The 17511-nt window shown below is 51.1% G+C and carries 12 protein-coding genes; 9 read left to right on the top strand and 3 right to left on the bottom strand.

Annotated features, from left to right (window positions below):
- The first annotated feature begins 502 nt into the window (after positions 1 to 502).
- The 3 genes from JYE50_RS05160 (at position 503) to tpiA (ending at position 4096) form a co-directional block, all read left to right on the top strand.
- Positions 503 to 1531: a sugar-binding transcriptional regulator gene (locus JYE50_RS05160; protein ID WP_084094804.1), complete on the top strand. Its 1029-nt coding sequence runs from the start codon at positions 503 to 505 to the stop codon at positions 1529 to 1531.
- 321 nt (positions 1532 to 1852) lie between these two features.
- Positions 1853 to 3055: a phosphoglycerate kinase gene (locus JYE50_RS05155; RefSeq protein WP_084094803.1), complete on the top strand. Its 1203-nt coding sequence runs from the start codon at positions 1853 to 1855 to the stop codon at positions 3053 to 3055.
- 288 nt (positions 3056 to 3343) lie between these two features.
- Positions 3344 to 4096: a triose-phosphate isomerase gene (tpiA, locus tag JYE50_RS05150; protein ID WP_084094802.1), complete on the top strand. Its 753-nt coding sequence runs from the start codon at positions 3344 to 3346 to the stop codon at positions 4094 to 4096.
- A 177-nt stretch (positions 4097 to 4273) separates the two neighbouring features.
- Here the strand turns inward: tpiA and JYE50_RS05145 are convergent, their stop codons facing one another.
- The 3 genes from JYE50_RS05145 to JYE50_RS05135 all read right to left on the bottom strand — a co-directional run bounded on the left by JYE50_RS05145 (position 4274) and on the right by JYE50_RS05135 (position 9582).
- On the bottom strand, positions 4274 to 6403 hold the full coding sequence (locus JYE50_RS05145; RefSeq protein ID WP_084094801.1) for a hypothetical protein: 2130 nt from the start codon (positions 6401 to 6403) through the stop codon (positions 4274 to 4276).
- 183 nt (positions 6404 to 6586) lie between these two features.
- Positions 6587 to 7822 (bottom strand): nucleotide sugar dehydrogenase, encoded by a 1236-nt coding sequence (locus tag JYE50_RS05140; RefSeq protein WP_084094800.1) that lies wholly within the window; start codon positions 7820 to 7822, stop codon positions 6587 to 6589.
- Between the two features lie 362 nt (positions 7823 to 8184).
- Positions 8185 to 9582 (bottom strand): MATE family efflux transporter, encoded by a 1398-nt coding sequence (locus JYE50_RS05135; protein ID WP_084094799.1) that lies wholly within the window; start codon positions 9580 to 9582, stop codon positions 8185 to 8187.
- 619 nt (positions 9583 to 10201) lie between these two features.
- Between JYE50_RS05135 and JYE50_RS05130 the strand changes: the two genes are divergently transcribed.
- The 6 genes from JYE50_RS05130 to JYE50_RS05105 all read left to right on the top strand — a co-directional run bounded on the left by JYE50_RS05130 (position 10202) and on the right by JYE50_RS05105 (position 17497).
- Positions 10202 to 12016 carry a beta-L-arabinofuranosidase domain-containing protein gene (locus JYE50_RS05130; protein WP_084094798.1) on the top strand — a complete coding sequence of 605 codons (1815 nt, stop codon included), beginning with the start codon at positions 10202 to 10204 and terminating at the stop codon, positions 12014 to 12016.
- A 189-nt stretch (positions 12017 to 12205) separates the two neighbouring features.
- Positions 12206 to 12823: a uridine kinase gene (gene udk, locus JYE50_RS05125; RefSeq protein ID WP_084094797.1), complete on the top strand. Its 618-nt coding sequence runs from the start codon at positions 12206 to 12208 to the stop codon at positions 12821 to 12823.
- A gap of 688 nt (positions 12824 to 13511) precedes the next feature.
- Entirely contained in the window at positions 13512 to 15125 is a 1614-nt protein-coding gene (gene pckA / locus JYE50_RS05120) for a phosphoenolpyruvate carboxykinase (ATP) (RefSeq protein ID WP_084094796.1), read from the top strand.
- A 224-nt stretch (positions 15126 to 15349) separates the two neighbouring features.
- On the top strand, positions 15350 to 16750 hold the full coding sequence (locus tag JYE50_RS05115) for a pyruvate carboxylase subunit B (protein WP_084094795.1): 1401 nt from the start codon (positions 15350 to 15352) through the stop codon (positions 16748 to 16750).
- 14 nt (positions 16751 to 16764) lie between these two features.
- The gene (locus JYE50_RS05110) at positions 16765 to 17100 is read left to right on the top strand and encodes an OadG family transporter subunit (RefSeq protein ID WP_084094794.1); all 336 of its coding nucleotides are present in this window, start codon (positions 16765 to 16767) and stop codon (positions 17098 to 17100) included.
- A 1-nt stretch (position 17101) separates the two neighbouring features.
- Entirely contained in the window at positions 17102 to 17497 is a 396-nt protein-coding gene (locus JYE50_RS05105) for a biotin/lipoyl-containing protein (protein ID WP_084094793.1), read from the top strand.
- The last annotated feature ends 14 nt before the right edge of the window (positions 17498 to 17511 follow it).

Below are 17511 nucleotides of genomic sequence, written 5' to 3'. Positions count from 1 at the left end.
AAATTGACAATGAATTATTGAACGACAAGTCGTTCAATATGAATTATTCGCTTACCAGCGAATATGATATATGGTGTTGCTTCGCAACGTGATATTTGCCGTTGGCAAATATGTAATGTGACAAAGGGACAGACCTAATGTCACACTACGCATGACATTACGTCAGTCCCTGTTGCCACATTCGGCTGCGGCCGGATCAGATCTCTCCACTTCGGTCGAGATGACAAAAAGAGTGGATTGATTGGATCGTTGGAACCCCGGGACGGTTCTGCCGGTCAGCAGCTTCGTGCACCGGCAGAACCGTCCCGGGGTTCCGCGAACGATACTTGAATGAGTTAGACTGCGGAGGAGATCCTTCGACGCCGCCTACGGCTCTGCTCAGGATGACATTTTTTATCGATTATTCTTGTAAAGAGGAAATCAATATGATAAAATAACCGTTGGGACACAAATCACCCTTGCGGGCAAAAAACGTCCCGGTTAATCAGAAGGAGGCGGGCAGATGGATCCGGGTTTTATTACCCTGATGAGAAAACTGGCGCCCGACCTGATTGACGAGATCACAAGGCGGGCGCTGATCCTGGAAAGGATCGCGGCCCTGCAGCCGGTAGGGCGGCGGCAGCTGGCCGCAAAGCTGAACCTGCCGGAGCGGGAGATCCGCAATACAGCGGCGATCCTGAAAGACCTGGGATACATTGACCTGGACGCGTCCGGAATGTCGCTGAGCGGCAAGGCGGACGAAGTGCTGGAAACCTCCCGGGCATTCTCCAAGGCCATGAGCGGCCTGACGGAAACCGAGAAGCGGCTGTGCGAACTGCTCCCCGCGGACAGGGTGCTGATCGCTCCCGGAAACGCGGATGAGGATGAGCAGGTGCTGGCGGATGTCGGACGGCTGTGCGCGAGCAAGCTGCGGAGCATCCTGATGAGCGGCAACACGCTGGCGGTCACCGGCGGACGGACGATCGCGGCAGTGGCCCGGAGCCTGCAGAGCCCCACACCGCTGAATGTGATGGTGGTTCCCGCACGGGGCGGACTTGGCCGGTCGGTTGAGATCCAGGCCAACACGCTGGCGGAAGAGATCGCCGGAAAGCTGGGCGGCCATTACAGGCTGATCCACCTGCCGGATACGATGGATGCCGCAGCCTTGCAGGAAATGATGAAGCTGCCGGAAGTCAGCGAAGCCATGGAACTGCTGGAGCGGGCTGACGTGATCCTGCACGGGATCGGAACGGCCAGCGAGATGATGAAGCAGCGCAGGCTGCCCCACACGACAGTCAGCAAGCTGATCTCCGAGGGGGCAAAGGGCGAAAGCTTCGGAGCCTACTACGACCTGGACGGCCGGTGCCTGATGGAAAGCACGAACGTGGGCGTTGACCTGGCCAGGCTGAAACCGACCTGTGAGATGGTCGCTGCGGCGGCAGGAGCCAGCAAGGCGGAAGCGATTATCGCGATCCTGAGGCACACGAGGCACTACCTGCTGGTGACCGATCAAGGAGCAGCGGAAAGAATGCTACGCATTCTTACGGAATAAAGGCCTTGATCGGAATGAATTATTTCAAAACAACCCAGTTGTTTTGAAATATGAATTATTGAACAGCAAGCTGTTCAATATGAATTATCGGCCTTTGGCCGATATGAATTATTCGCTAATGCGAATATGATAATTCCGCTGCGGCGGGGGTGCTACTGAAAACTGAAGACTGAAAACTTAAAACTTAAAAATGATCCGCTGCGGCAGGGAAGAGCCTTCGGCCGCATAAGAATCGGTTAAGGAATCGGAGTATATAATTGATTGTTCACCCCATAAGGGTTACAATACAAACGGAAATCATAAAAAAGGAGAGAATAGACAATGGCAAAGAAAACAGTTGACGACATTCAGGTAAAAGGCAAGCGGGTTCTGGTTCGCTGCGACTTCAACGTCCCCATGAAGGACGGCAAGATCACGAACGACAAGCGCATTGTGGCTGCCCTGCCCACGATCAAAAAGCTGATCGCTGACGGCGGCAAGGTTATCCTGTGCTCCCACCTGGGCAAGCCGAAGAACGGTCCGGAAGAAAAGTTCTCCCTGGCTCCTGTTGCTGTCCGCCTGAGCGAACTGCTGGGCCAGAACGTTGTTTTCGCCAACGATGACAACGTGGTCGGCGAGAACGCCAAGGCCGCTGTTGCCGCTATGAAGGACGGCGATGTTGTGCTGCTGCAGAACACCCGCTTCCGCGCTGAAGAAACCAAGAACGGCGAAGCTTTCAGCAAGGATCTGGCGTCCCTGGCTGACGCTTATGTGGATGACGCGTTCGGCTCCTGCCACCGCGCTCACTGCTCCACCGCCGGTGTGACCGCTTACACCAGCCCCAACGTGGCCGGCTACCTGATCGGCAAGGAACTGTCCATCATGGGCAAGGCCCTGGAGAACGCTGACCGTCCCTTCGTGGCTGTGCTGGGCGGCGCTAAGATCGAAGACAAACTGAACGTGATCAACAACCTGCTGGAAAAGGTTGACACCCTGATCATCGGCGGCGGTATGGCTTTCACCTTCCTGAAGGCGAAGGGATACGAAGTCGGTAAGAGTCTGCTGGACGAGAGCAAGATCGACTACTGCAAGGACATGATGGCCAAGGCTGCCGAAAAGGGCGTGAAGCTGCTTCTGCCCATCGACACCGTGTGCGCTGCCGGCTTCCCGGATCCGATCGACGGACCTGTGGATGTGACTGTTGTTGATTCCGACAAGATTCCCGCTGACGTCGAAGGCCTGGATATCGGACCCAAGACCCGCGAACTGTTCGCCGATGCCGTGAAGACCGCCAAGACCGTGGTCTGGAACGGACCGATGGGCGTGTTCGAGAATCCCACCCTGGCTCAGGGCACCCTGGCTGTGGCTCAGGCGATGGCGGACAGCGACGCTGTGACCATCATCGGCGGCGGCGACAGCGCGGCTGCTGTTGAACAGATGGGCCTGGGCGCCAAGATGACCCACATCTCCACCGGCGGCGGCGCTTCCCTGGAGTTCCTGGAAGGCAAGACCCTGCCCGGCGTTGCGTGCCTGGACGAGAAGTAATTCAGAATCGGAGATTCCGAATTACTTCAGTGAAATATTCCACTCCGCGGAATGTGAAATATCCGACTTCGTCGGATGTGAAATATTTGCCTTCGGCAAATGTGAAATATGCCCTCCGGGCATGTGATAGTTACTGTGCTCCGCACGGAGATCCCTCCACTACGGTCGGGATGACAACGTGGCAGTTTGGAAAAAAGCTTTCAGATGTCATTTCGACCGGAGCGGCAGCGGAGTGGAGAAATCTCGTTTTCCTGTGTAAGAGTATTTAACAATAAGGAGAAGATTACAATGCGTAAACCGATCATTGCCGGTAACTGGAAAATGAACAAGACGCCCGAAGAGGCGAAGGCCCTGGTGACCGAACTGAAGCCCCTGGTGAAGGATGCCAACTGCGACGTAGTCGTGTGCGTTCCCGCCGTGAACTTCGCGGCCGTGAAGGAAGCTGCCAAGGGCAGCAAGATCAAGCTGGGTGCTGAGAATGTGCACTGGGCGAAGAGCGGTGCCTACACCGGCGAGCTGAGCGCTGATATGCTGAAGGCCTGCGGCGTGGAATACGTCATCATCGGCCACAGCGAACGCCGTCAGTACTTCGGTGAAACCGACAAGACCGTGAACCAGCGCGTGCTGGCCGCTGTCGAAGCCGGCCTGAAGGTCATTATGTGCGTTGGCGAAAACAAGGAAGAGCGCGAAGCCGGCTACACCGACGCGCTGGTTGAATACCAGACCCTGATCGGCCTGAACGGCCTGACCAAGGAACAGGTTGCCAAGGTCATCATCGCTTACGAGCCCGTGTGGGCTATCGGTACCGGCCTGACCGCCACCGATGAGCAGGCGAATGAGACCATCGGCGTCATCCGTGCCGCCGTGGCCCGCAAGTATGGCAAGGGCACCGCGAACAAGGTCCGCATCCAGTACGGCGGCAGCATGAATCCCAAGAACGTTAAGGGACTCATGGCCCAGCCCGAAATCGACGGCGGCCTGATCGGCGGCGCAAGCCTGAAGGCTCCTGACTTCAGCCTGGTTGTGAATTACGACAAGTAATTGTTCCAAGATTCATGATCTAAACTTAGTTTGGAGTAAGTGAAATAAAAAGGACATCGATGAAAATCGATGTCCTTTTTGTGAAATATCAAATAACACAAGATCCATCAATGTAGTACTATAAAAGTGCAAATAGTTTTATTACGTTAGTCTTATCATTTTGGATTAATTAATTTTTTAGTTCTTCAGGGAGGCATTGCAAGAGAAATCTTTCGTTTTCATAGCTTTCATGTCATTTATTTCTATCTCTAGTTTTTTCTCTTCATCGAATGAATATTCTAATTTGCTTAGTTTACTAGATTCCCTTTTGTTAAGAAAGATATCAATACTTTTACGTAAGTTTAATGATGTATTTTTATGACATAAACTATATATAATCGACAAAAGGTATCCAATTGCAGGAAGCAGAGTAAGTAATAAAGTTACAAGCGGAGAATACCAGTCTTTTTCTTTTAAAATAAAATATGACACTATAGATAACAATGACAATAATATGAATAGGATACATATAGACACAATAAATATTTGCCAGTGTTTTCTTGCTTTTGCACCTTTTTCTTTTTTTGCTTGCATAGTTTTTAGTTTATCTTCCTTTAACTCGAGTAAGTTGCTTGACAGCATATGAATTGTTTCAGCTAAATAAGCTTCATGTGAAATATGAGTGCTTTCAATATTTGCTTTTTCTCTAATATGCTCTTCTTTTTGCTTTTCCATTTCTTTTGTCATTTCATTTCTTGCTTTTTCTGCGGCTTCATCTTGTATTTCCTTAAGAATTTCCATAGTGGTAGAATCTGTAAAAGCATCTGGATTACCAAGCGTTTTTTGAGCCAGCTTTTCACTGACAAGTCTACTACTACGTAGCATATAGCATAATTCACTTGAAATATCACCTTTTTCTTCTAGCTTATTAACAGAATTAACAAGCTTTTCCAGTAGTTCATCACTTGGTTGAAATGCTAAATATGCCTGGGTCATTATTTGTTGCTCATTCATTTGGGATATTTTTACAGGATCCCCTAGCCATAAATATGTTCCAAGAAATACATCTGTTATAGTGGGAGGTAAGGAATTATTTGAATCCTCATAGGTGTTATGGTAGTCAGTAGCAACTTTGGCTAGGGTTTTATTTGCTGTTATGAATAAATAATTAGCATCTTGTATATGCATGGGCTTTTGTTTTTTTCTTAAAAAGTACGACATTGCAATGGATTTTACATCAAGATCAATAGATCTAATTTGTAGATCCAAATCAAAACTTTTGCTTGTTTTTTGATACTGTTCAATGATCATCTTTGTTAATATATCTTCAGATATTTGATATGGATGATTTTCGGGGTCATAAGAAGGATCTATTATTTCTATACCTAGTTCTTGTATGCTTTGTCGAAGAGAATTGCTTATCTCCTCTACATCTTCTTTATTAGCACCAATACTTCTAAAATATTCAGTTGCTGCTGATGCTTTCGTAGGGTCATAATTAAAACTTTCTACCCATTCTTTGGATCCACTTAGAATAAACTGCATTTCATTATAAGAGTGCTCGAACATAGTCAATCTAACACCCTTATTTTTTAAAGATGATAATAGGTTCTCGTAGTATTCTTTTCTATTTGCGATATCGAACCCCAATGCTATAAATACAGGTGTAGTGTCCAAGATAACAGTTAATCCATCTAGTTGTTTTCCATTTTCTAATATTTCATGAAACACAAGACAATCGGCCAATACTGCACCAATAACCATACTATTAAGATAATCGAAGAGCATTGTATTATTGGCTTTTAAGTCATAAACAAATTGTCCAAACAAATAATCAATACGCTTATCATCAATTGTGTTAGGTATATGACCTGATATGTGTTCAAGTTTTTGTGTGTTTATGTATGAAATGACAATTTCTTCTGCTTTATCTAATGTGTATGAAACATGTCTTTTTTGACAGAATGTTATAAATGATTGCATTAGTCTTTGATGGTTTTTTTCGCTTTGTCTTATATCATCTTCAACGTTTTTAAATTCAGCGATACTTTCAGTGGAAACATATTTTTTTCGGTTGTGCTCTTTTACAAGATATCCTTTTTCTGTGGCAATACTGAGTATTTTCAGCATAGGAAAATAATCAATTTTGTAATGGTATTCGTCAAAAAAATCATTCATTAGTATTTTGGGCTCTATAATTTGATATCTCTTTTTATAAATAAGAAGCAATACTAAACGCATATGTGAAATAAGATAATTTTCACCAGAAAGACCAGTACGCAGAACAGCATAGCAACTAAGCTTTTTGATTTCCGATTCTTGATTCATACGTATATGCTCCTTACATAGTTTTTTCTACATATATCACATATTGTACAAATTATCCATATAAATATTTACAAATAATGAAAAAGAAAACTATATTTTGCATGAAGATAAATATTCTATTATATAAAGCAATGATAAATATATAACGCAGAGAAAAAAACCAACTTTGAATATGGTTTGTTATCAATCCCGTCCGAAGAGGTCGCGGGTATAGACTTTGGCCTTTACATCGTCAAGGGCGGGATCATAACGGTTGGCGATGATGACAGCGGATTGATGTTTGAAGGAAGCCATGTCGTTGACAACAAGGCTGCCGAAGAAGGTGGTTCCGTCTTCCAGGGCAGGCTCATAGATGATAACCGTTGCACCCTTGGCTTTGATGCGCTTCATGATTCCCTGGACGGAAGACTGACGGAAGTTATCGGAGCTGGTTTTCATGGTAAGACGGTATACGCCGATGACGACCTTCTTTTCCTTATCCTCACTCCAGGATTCGTTATCATGATAGGCACCGGCCATCTCCAGAATGCGGTCAGCAATGAAGTCTTTACGGGTGCGGTTGCTTTCCACGATGGCGGACATCATGTTCTGGGGGACATCCTCGAAGTTGGCCAGGAGCTGGCGGGTGTCTTTCGGCAGGCAGTAACCGCCGTAGCCGAAAGAAGGATTGTTATAGAAATCACCGATGCGGGGATCCAGGCAGACTCCACGGATGATATCCCGGGAGTTCAGGCCCTTGGAAACGGCATAAGTGTCCAGTTCATTGAAATAGGAAATGCGCAGGGCCAGGTAGGTATTGGCAAAGAGCTTGACGGCCTCAGCTTCAGTGAAACCCATGAGGAGGGTTTCTGTATCCGGCTTCAGGGAGCAGTTCTTCAGCATGCCGGCGAAGGCCAGTGCCTTTTCCTTTGATGCTTCATCGCAGCCGACAATGATCCGGCTGGGATACAGGTTGTCATACAAAGCTTTGGATTCCCGCAGGAATTCCGGGGAGAAAAGGATATTATCCGTATGATATCTTTCCCGGATGGAGGCTGTGTAACCGACAGGAACCGTGGATCTGATGACCATCACCGCATCCGGATTGACAGAGAGAACGGTTTCAATGACGTTCTCCACGGCGGAAGTATCGAAGTAGTTCTTCTGCGGATCATAGTTGGTTGGTACGGCGATGACGACATATTCAGCGTTTTCACATGCGGCTTTGCCATCCAGGGTGGCGGTGAGGTTCAGGTCCTTTTCCGCGAAGTACTTCGTAATATAATTATCATGAAGAGGGCTGATCCGCCGATTGATCTTCTCCACCTTATCCGGCTGGATATCCACGAGGGTGACCTGATGGCATGAAGAAAGGAGAGCCGCAAGGGAGAGACCAACGTAGCCGGCACCAAAGACTGTGATGCGATGAAGGGGGGACATACAGAGCCTCCTTGTCGGATACTAAGTTTCGCATAGTGTCCGAAATGCATAATTCATAATGCATAATGCATAATGGCGGAGATGACATCTTCTGAAGGAAGATGTCCTTTTGATTTCATGTGCTTGCGGTTAGTATAGCAGGATGTAATGAAAAACGGAACCCCGGGAGGGGGTTCCGTTTTAATGAATTATTCGGCTTTGCCGAATATGAATTATTGCTTCGCAATATGAATTATTGAACGGTGAACCGTTCAATATGAATTATGGAACCCCGGGACGGTTCCTAGTTCCACTTTTAAAGATGGAACAGAGGAACCGTCCCGGGGTTCCATTTTCCTTGGTGAGCTGAACGCTAAACTGTTTTACAGTTTGGCGAGCATTTTGTTGTTACACTTGCGGTAGAAGAAGAGACAGAGGACAAGAGCAACGAGTTCGGCGATGGGGAAGCACCACCAGACGGCTTTGACGTCGCCGGTGAGGCGGGCGATGAGCCAGGCGACAGGCAGGAGCACAGCCAGCTGGCGCAGGATGCTGATGAACATGCTGTAGGAGCCGCGGCCCACAGCCTGGAAGACGGTAGACAGGATGATGCCCACAGCAGCCAGCAGGAAGCTGGAGGAGATGATCCGCATGGCGACGATACCGATATCCGTCATCTGGGCGGTGATCTCCGCCTCAGCCTCGGACTCAAAGATGGACATGAGCTGGCCGGGGAAGACCATGAAGACAAATGTACCGATGAGCATGATGACGCAGGCCCAGCAGAGGGCAACCTTGATACAGCTGTAAACCCGTTCCTTGATCTTCGCACCGTAGTTGTAGGCCAGGATGGCGATGATGCCGTTGGAGAGACCGAAGACCGGCATGAAGATGAAGGACTGGAGCTTGAAATAAACGGACATGACGTTCAGGGCGGCGTTGCTCTGGGCAAAGCCGGAAAGGATGGCGTTCATGCCGATATTCATGACGGAACCGATGGAGGCCATGATGGTGCTGGGAAGACCGACGGAGACAATGCCGGAAAGATCGTGACGGTTGATCTTCAGGTACTTCCGAACGAGCTTCAGTTCAGGATTCTTCCGCTGGTTCAGGGTGAAACCGATGCCGGCGGAAACAAACTGGCCGACGACTGTGGCGATGGCAGCGCCGGAAACACCCATCTTCGGGAAGCCGAGGAGGCCGAAGATCATAATCGGGTCCAGGATGATGTTGGTAATGGCACCGCTCATCTGGGAGACCATGGAAAGGATAGAGTTGCCGGTGGCCTGGAGCATGCGCTCAAAGAAGATGGCGGTGAAGAGGCCGATGCTGAAGGTGGTCACGATGGACAGGTAACTGGTGCCCATGGAAAGGATGCTTTCTTTGTTCGCCAGGTTGTCGGAAACAACAAGGCCCATGGTCTTACCAGCCAGGAAGAGACCGAAGATGATGAACAGGCAGGAACCCAGGACCTCGATCAGAAGACCGTTCCAGGCACCGCGCTTGGCACCTTCCACATTGCGCTCACCCAGGCGGCGGGAAAGCAGGCTGTTGATACCAGTGCCCATACCGGTGGAAAGCGCGATCATGAGCATCTGGAAGGGCATGGCCAGGGAAACGGCGGTGAGGCCGTTGGGGTCAAAGCGGGAAACGAAGATGCTGTCCACGATGTTGTACAGAGCCTGGATCAGCATGGAGAACATGATAGGGATGGAGACCTTGGGAACAAGGCGGGTCATGGGCATTGTGCCCAGGAGCGTGGAGCGATCGTTAGCAGCCATAGCAGAAACCTTTCTTTCATTTCATACTTACATTTATTCTATTAACGGGATGTATTGTACATAGAAATAGGAAAAAAGCAAGAAAAGGTTTCTGCTTTGGCTTCGGACAAGCCGCCTTGTTCCCAAGGTCTCAATGAAATATTGATCGGCATAGCCGATCAATGTGAAATATTCCGCTTCGCGGAATGTGAAATGTTGACTTCGTCAACGTGAAATATTCGCTACCGCGAATGTGAGAATTACTGTGCTTCGCCAGGTCCCTCGACTGCGCTCTCTTCGTGTTAACGCAACCTCAATCGTCACGACAGCTCACTGGGCTGCTCGTTCGTTTCGGTTGACCTCAGCTCTGATGATATTTCTGCCACTGGCAGTCCTCAGAGCTTCGCCTTGCTCAGGATGACATTTTATGCGGAAGCAAATATGTAATGTGACAAAGGGACAGACCTAATGTCACACTACGCATGACATTACGTCAGTCCCTGTTGTCACATTCGACTGCGGGCGGGACATCTCTCGATTACGTGCGAATCAGATTATAACGGAGACGAAAAAAAGTATAATGACCTGCGGACAAATGTTGTGATATAATGCCATCAGAAAACATGAGAGGAAAACAATTATGCTGCAGGCTGTTAAGGGGAAGGACACAAAAATCCTGCCGGGAATATTCGCGCGGCGGATGAAAATCAATGAAGACTACCTGATGGAGCTGGACCCGGGATGCCTGCTTCAGAACTTTTATATTGAGGCGGGGATCATCCCGCCGGGCGGCCAGGTGATCAACGATCCGGATAAGGCGAAGATGCACTGGGGCTGGGAAGCACCGAGCTGCCAGCTGCGGGGACACTTCCTGGGCCACTGGCTGAGCGCTGCCGCGGCGCTGTGCGCGGGCGGGGATAAGCCGGAACTGAAGGCACGGGTGGAATATATCGTGAATGAACTGGCGCGGTGCCAGGAGATGAACGGCGGGGAATGGGTCGGAAGCATTCCGGAGAAGTACTTCGCCATGATGAAGCCCGGAAGGTATATCTGGAGCCCCCAGTACACAATGCACAAGACGATCATGGGCCTGAAGGACGTATATGACCGGATGGGCAATGAAACCGCGATCGGCATCCTGAACAGGCTGGCGGACTGGTATGTGCGCTGGGTAAAGGAAATGCAGGAAGAAGATCCGGCGGCTATCTACAGCGGCGAGCAGGCCGGCATGCTGGAAGTATGGGCAGACCTGTATGCCCTGACAAAGGATAAAAAGTATAAGTTCCTGGTGAAAGCTTACGAAAACAACGCACTGTTTGAACGGCTGGACAAAGGCGGGGACGCGCTGAGCGATGATCACGCGAACGCTTCCATCCCGCTGGCGCACGGCGCGGCGCGGATGGCGGAAGTCATCGGGGGCCGGAAGTGGGAAAAGCGGCTGGAAGCCTTCTGGAAGACCGCGGTGACGGAGCGGGGCATGTTTGCCACGACCGGAAGCAACGCCGGAGAATTCTGGATCCCGCCCCACAGTCACGGAAGGTATATGGGGAACGAAGACCAGGAATTCTGCACCGTATATAACATGGTACGGGCGGCGGAATACCTGTTCCGCCGGACAGGGAAAAAGGAATACGCCGACTATATTGAGCGGGCGATCTATAACGGCTTCCTGGCACAGCAGAACAAGGAAACCGGCATGCCGACCTATTTCCTGCCGATGCTTCCGGGAAGCAAAAAGAAGTGGGGAAGCCGGACACGGGATTTCTGGTGCTGCTTCGGCACGATGGTGCAGGCCCAGACCATGTATCCGGAACTGGTATGGTACACGGACGGGAAGGACATCACCGCAGGGCAGTACATTCCCAGCGAAGCGGAGATCTCCCTGGACAGCGGAAAGGTCTGTGTGAGCCAGCGGGTCCACATGAAGGATTACAACAACCAGGTGCTGTTTGACGAACACGGCGGCGGAAGGGTATCCCGGTGGAGCCTGCGGTTTACGGTGAAGGCTGAAACGAAAGGCAAGTGGACACTGCGGCTGCGGGTGCCCGGATGGATCGCCGGAGAACCGAGCATATCCGTGAACGGGGCTGAAGCCGAAGCGGATATCCAGGAAGGATATATCAATATCCGCCGAGAATGGGGAAAAGAGGACACCGTGGATGTGTTCTTCCCGAGCAAGGTACGGTTTGAGCAGCTGGAAGGCGCGGAAGAAATGGTGTGCGCCGTGGAAGGACCGATCGTGCTGGCGGGGATCACTGACAGGGACTGCGGGATCACCGGTGACCTGAGCAAGCCGGATGAAATCCTGCTGCCGGAGCTGAGCCATACGTATGGAGCGTTTGTGTGGACGCAGAGCACGTATATGACGAGGAAGCAAAAACCAAACTTCAGACTCATACCGTTGTATGAAGTTACAGATGAAAAATATACAATATATTTTTCATCTGTAACCTAATGAATTAAATTCACTGCGTGAATTTATGAATTATTGAACCGCACGCGGTTCAATATGAATTATCCGACTTTGTCGGATATGAATTATTCGACTGCCGTCGAATATGAGAGTTACTGTTGCTTCGCAACGGGACGTTCGCTAAAGCGAACGTGAGAAAGCGAACGTGAGATATACAGGAGGTCGAAGAGTATGTTATTTATCGGGATATGCGGGGCGAGCGGAAGCGGGAAGAGCACACTGGCAGACGCGCTGCGGGAAAGGCTGGGAGATGAGCGCTGCCAGGTGCTGCAGCAGGACGCGTATTACCGGGATCACTCACACCTGACGTTTGAGCAGCGGGTAAAGCTGAACTATGACGAGCCCGGGATCTTCGACCATGACCTGCTGCTGGAGGATATACAGCAGCTGATGCGGGGCGGCGGGATCACCCGGAAAGCATACAACTTCTCCGAGCACAGGCGTGATGACAAGCCGGATGAGATCATCCTGCCCAAAGACGTGCTGATCCTGGAAGGTATCCACTGCTTCCATGACAAGCGGCTGACGGACCTGATGTTCCTGAAGCTATATATGCAGGTGGAGCCTGATATCTGTCTGCTGCGGAGAATGGAACGGGACATCGTGGAACGCGGCAGGGATGTGGAAGGCGTTCGGGAACAGTACCTGAACAGCGTGAAGCCGATGTTTGACAGGTATATCCGGAACTATATCCAGGACGCTGATGTGATCGTGGCGAATGGAGGGAAAAATGCACGGATTGTGGATATATTGACAGGGTATGTGCAGGATGAACTGAGTAGTAAGTAAAAGAGAAAGAGTCAGCCGATGGCTGACTCTTTTACTGAAAACTGAAAAATGAAAACTTAAAACTTAAAAATGGTGGAGAACACAGCATTAATAGATGCTGTGTTTTTGAATAAATGCGCCTTCGGCGTAGTAAGGGATTCCTCCACTCCACTTTGTTCCGGTCGGAATGACAACCTGGTGCATAACGATAGAAATCCCATGTTTATAGAAATAATCTGAATCCGTGGGAGATCTCTCCACTTAGGTCGAGATGACAATGGGGCGGTGCAATAGAATTCCCATGTTTATGATATTAGTCTGAATCCGTAGGAGATTCTTCACTGCGTTCAGAATGACACGCATACCAGGTAGGAGGTATGAGGTAAGAAGTAGGAGGTTTATTCCGAAGATTTGAGTCTGTCGTCGAATGATGACAGACTCCTTCATTTTTCAAAGAAAAATATTGTATTTGTATTGTATCGATAAATCGATAAAAATGGGGTCAAAACAAGAAATTTTGGAAAAAATGACGAAAAATTGACCGGAATGAACATGTTGAAAAATAAGGGAAATATTGCTTTTTTGGTCAAATTATAAAAATTTTGTTACATGGCAGGAAATAGGGGAAAAAAGTTGAATAAGAGAAATTGGGTTACATTGGGATGTGAATAAAATGTGGCCCAGAAATGTATTTTTCAGGAGGTGCCCTATGGCAGCTGTGGATCTTACCAAATACGGGATCACCGGTGCAACGGAGATCATTCATAACCCTTCTTACGAAGCTCTCTTCGAAGAAGAAAACAAGCCGGAACTGACTGGCTATGACAAGGGTCAGCTGACCGAGCTGGACGCGATGAACGTCATGACCGGTATCTATACCGGACGGAGCCCCAAGGACAAGTACATCGTCATGGACGAGAACAGCAAGGACACCGTCTGGTGGACCACTGAGGGCTACAAGAACGACAACCATCCCCTGAGCCAGGAAAACTGGGAAATCCTGAAGAAGCTCGCCCAGAAACAGCTGAGCGGCAAGCGCCTGTTCGTCATGGATGCCTTCTGCGGCGCCAACAAGGACACCCGCATGGCTATCCGCTTCATCATGGAAGTGGCCTGGCAGGCTCACTTCGTCAAGAACATGTTCATCCAGCCCACCGAAGAAGAACTGGCCAACTTTGAGCCGGACTTCGTTGTCTACGCCGCTTCCAAGGCCAAGGTTGACAACTACAAGGAAATGGGCCTGAACAGCGAGACCGCTGTTGCCTTCAACATCACCAGCCGTGAGCAGGTTATCCTGAACACCTGGTACGGCGGCGAGATGAAGAAGGGTATGTTCTCCATGATGAACTACTACCTGCCCCTGAAGGGCATTGCCGCGATGCACTGCTCCGCCAATACCGATATGGAAGGCAAGAACACTGCCATCTTCTTCGGCCTGAGCGGCACCGGCAAGACCACCCTGTCCACCGACCCCAAGCGTCTGCTGATCGGCGATGACGAACACGGCTGGGACGACAACGGCGTGTTCAACTTCGAAGGCGGCTGCTACGCCAAGGTTATCAACCTGGACAAGGACAGCGAGCCCGACATCTACAACGCCATCCGCCGCGACGCCCTGCTGGAGAACGTTACGGTTGATGAAAACGGCAAGATCGACTTCGCCGACAAGAGCGTGACCGAGAACACCCGCGTGAGCTATCCGATCGAGCACATCGAGAAGATCGTTAAGAACGTGAACCCCGTGTCCGCCGGCCCCGATGCCAAGAACGTTATCTTCCTGAGCGCTGACGCCTTCGGCGTGCTGCCGCCCGTGAGCATCCTGACCCCCGAACAGACCAAGTATTACTTCCTGAGCGGCTTCACCGCCAAGCTGGCCGGTACCGAGCGCGGCATCACCGAGCCCACCCCCACCTTCTCCGCCTGCTTCGGCCAGGCCTTCCTCGAACTGCATCCCACCAAGTATGCTGAGGAACTGGTTAAGAAGATGGAAAAGAGCGGCGCCAAGGCCTACCTGGTCAACACCGGCTGGAACGGCACTGGCAAGCGTATCTCCATCAAGGATACCCGCGGCATCATCGACGCGATCCTGAACGGCGATATCCTGAACGCGCCCACCAAGAAGATCCCGTACTTCAACTTCGAAGTGCCCACCAAACTGAACGGTGTGGACACCGGAATCCTGGATCCTCGCGACACCTACGCGGATGCTTCCGAGTGGGAAAAGAAGGCCAAGGACCTGGCAAAACGGTTCATCACGAACTTCGCCAAGTACGAGAGCAACGAAGCCGGCAAGGCGCTGGTGGCTGCCGGCCCGCAGCTGTAATCCTGTATCATTCGCATGGAACAGGGGGACGGTTCTTAGTTCCACGTTCGAGGAACGTCAGAACCGTCCCCGAGTTCCAGCGTGAGCGGCTGAGCCGTTCAATGTGAAATATTTGGCTGACGCCAAATGTGAATTGTAGGTTTTTTCGGAACGGCGGGGGACCGCCGTTCCGAAATACTGCATAAAGGTCTTACTAATCTTAATCGGATCGGAGCGTATGGTTCATGAAGAAAGTACAATTCACCGAAACCGTCCTGCGGGACGCAAACCAGTCCCTGATGGCCACCCGGCTGCCCTATGCCGACTTCGAAGAGATCCTGCCCACCATGGACAAGGCCGGATACTACTCCGTTGAGTGCTGGGGCGGCGCCACGTTCGACAGCTGCCTGCGGTATCTGAACGAAGATCCCTTCGAGCGGCTGCGCAACATCCGCAAGAACATGCCCAACACCCGCCTGCAGATGCTGCTGCGCGGCCAGAACCTGCTGGGCTACAAACACTACCATGATGACGTGGTGGAGAAGTTCGTTGAGCTGAGCATCAAGAACGGTATCGATGTGATCCGTATCTTCGACGCCCTGAACGACTTCCGCAACCTGGGCACTGCCCTGGACGCCGTGAAGAAGTACGCCACGCCCCGGACCGTAGCTTCCGGCTGCATCAGCTACACCCAGAGCCCCGTGCACACCGTTGAAAAGTATGTCGAGATGTGCAAGGACCTGGTGAAGATGGGCTTTGACACCCTGTGCCTGAAGGACATGGCCGGCACGATGAGCCCCTTCGAAGCTGAACACCTGATCAAGGGCATCAAGGATGCCGTCGGCGATGTGCCGGTTATCCTGCACACCCACTGCACGACCGGTATGGCCTACATGACCCTGACCAAGGCCATCGAGAGCGGCGTTGACGTGATCGACACCGCTACCAGCTGCTTCTCCAACGGTACCAGCCAGGCCGCTACCGAGACCATGTTCTACGCGTGCCAGCAGTACGGTATCGAAACCGGACTGGACGAGAAGGTCATCAACAAGGTGAATGACTTCTTCAAGCCCGTGAAGCAGAAGTATGTTGACAACGGCACCATCAATCCCAAGAGCATGGCGACCGACAGCCAGGCGCTGGTGTACAAGGTACCCGGCGGCATGCTGAGCAACATGATCGCGAACCTCAAGGATATGAACGCCATGGACAAGTTCGACGAAGCGCTGCTGGAGATCCCGGCTGTCCGCAAGGACCTGGGCTATCCTCCGCTGGTAACCCCCCTGAGCCAGATGGTCGGCAACCAGGCCGTGACCAACGTGCTGGTGGGCGAGCGCTACAAGAACATCTCCAATGAAGTGAAGAACTACTTCAAGGGTGAATACGGCATTGCTCCCGCTCCCGTGAACGAAGAGCTGCAGGCCAAGATCCTGGGTGAGGGCGGACAGCCCATCGACTGCCGGATCGAGGACAGCAAGCGCACCGGTGAGGACTTCGAGAACGCGAAGAAGGCCCTGGGCGACCTGGCCGAGAGCGAAGAGGACCTGATGAGCTGGATCTGCTTCCCGAAGCAGGCTGAGGATTACCTCAAGTTCCGCAAGGAAAACCGTGAAAAGAAAGTCCAGTACACCATCGAAGAGGCGTAAGGAGGAAACATAAGATGACAAGTCGTTTGACACTTGGCATTGGCAACAATCTTCTTGATGCCATCCTCGGTTATGCTGTGGTCTTCATCGGACTGACCCTGCTGATGACGGTTATCGTGATCGTCGGCAAGATCTTTACCGCGAAGAAGGCAGCCCCTGCCGAAGAAAAAGCCGCTCCCGCGGCCGCGGCTCCCGCCGCTCCCAAGAAGCTGGCTCCCGGCAGCGCCGGCGATGTGAAGCTGTATGACACCGATCCGCGCGACGCGGCGATGATCATGGCCATCGTGGCGAATAAGCTGGACAAACCCCTGAATGAGCTCCGGTTCAGATCCATCAAGGAGGTTAAGTAAGATGAAGTATAAAGTAACCCTGAAGGGCAAGACCTATGAAGTAGAAGTGGATCAGGGCGAGGCCATGATCCTGGATGAATATGAAGCGTACGCGCCGGCTCCCGCCGCCGCTCCCGCTCCTGCTGCTGCTCCCGCTGCCGCTCCGGCCGCCGCTCCCGCGGCTCCCGCCGTTGCCGCTGTTGCCGGCGAGCAGGTGAACTCTCCCATGCCCGGCACCATCGTCAAGATGAACGTGAAGGCCGGCCAGGCCGTGAAGAGCGGTGAAGTGCTGGCTGTGCTGGAAGCCATGAAGATGGAGAACGAGATCATGGCGCCCCATGACGCGACTGTTGTGCAGGTGCTGACTGATGTCGGAGCGAAGGTCGATACCGGTACTCCGATCATCGTTCTGGGATAAGGGAGGAAACTGAA

Origin of the sequence: Aristaeella lactis (genome assembly GCF_018118585.1) — a bacterium.
Lineage (GTDB): Bacteria > Bacillota > Clostridia > Christensenellales > Aristaeellaceae > Aristaeella > Aristaeella lactis.
This window is presented reverse-complemented; position numbering and strand designations above follow the sequence as displayed.

Excerpts from the sequence above, each read along its gene's own strand:
- JYE50_RS05115 (WP_084094795.1), top strand. The coding sequence starts at position 15,350 with ATGAAGAAAGTACAATTCACCGAAACCGTCCTGCGGGACGCAAACCAG.
- tpiA (WP_084094802.1), top strand. The coding sequence starts at position 3,344 with ATGCGTAAACCGATCATTGCCGGTAACTGGAAAATGAACAAGACGCCC.
- JYE50_RS05145 (WP_084094801.1), bottom strand. The coding sequence starts at position 6,403 with ATGAATCAAGAATCGGAAATCAAAAAGCTTAGTTGCTATGCTGTTCTG.
- pckA (WP_084094796.1), top strand. The coding sequence starts at position 13,512 with ATGGCAGCTGTGGATCTTACCAAATACGGGATCACCGGTGCAACGGAG.
- udk (WP_084094797.1), top strand. The coding sequence starts at position 12,206 with ATGTTATTTATCGGGATATGCGGGGCGAGCGGAAGCGGGAAGAGCACA.
- JYE50_RS05135 (WP_084094799.1), bottom strand. The coding sequence starts at position 9,582 with ATGGCTGCTAACGATCGCTCCACGCTCCTGGGCACAATGCCCATGACC.
- JYE50_RS05140 (WP_084094800.1), bottom strand. The coding sequence starts at position 7,822 with ATGTCCCCCCTTCATCGCATCACAGTCTTTGGTGCCGGCTACGTTGGT.
- JYE50_RS05160 (WP_084094804.1), top strand. The coding sequence starts at position 503 with ATGGATCCGGGTTTTATTACCCTGATGAGAAAACTGGCGCCCGACCTG.
- JYE50_RS05110 (WP_084094794.1), top strand. The coding sequence starts at position 16,765 with ATGACAAGTCGTTTGACACTTGGCATTGGCAACAATCTTCTTGATGCC.
- JYE50_RS05105 (WP_084094793.1), top strand. The coding sequence starts at position 17,102 with ATGAAGTATAAAGTAACCCTGAAGGGCAAGACCTATGAAGTAGAAGTG.
- JYE50_RS05130 (WP_084094798.1), top strand. The coding sequence starts at position 10,202 with ATGCTGCAGGCTGTTAAGGGGAAGGACACAAAAATCCTGCCGGGAATA.
- JYE50_RS05155 (WP_084094803.1), top strand. The coding sequence starts at position 1,853 with ATGGCAAAGAAAACAGTTGACGACATTCAGGTAAAAGGCAAGCGGGTT.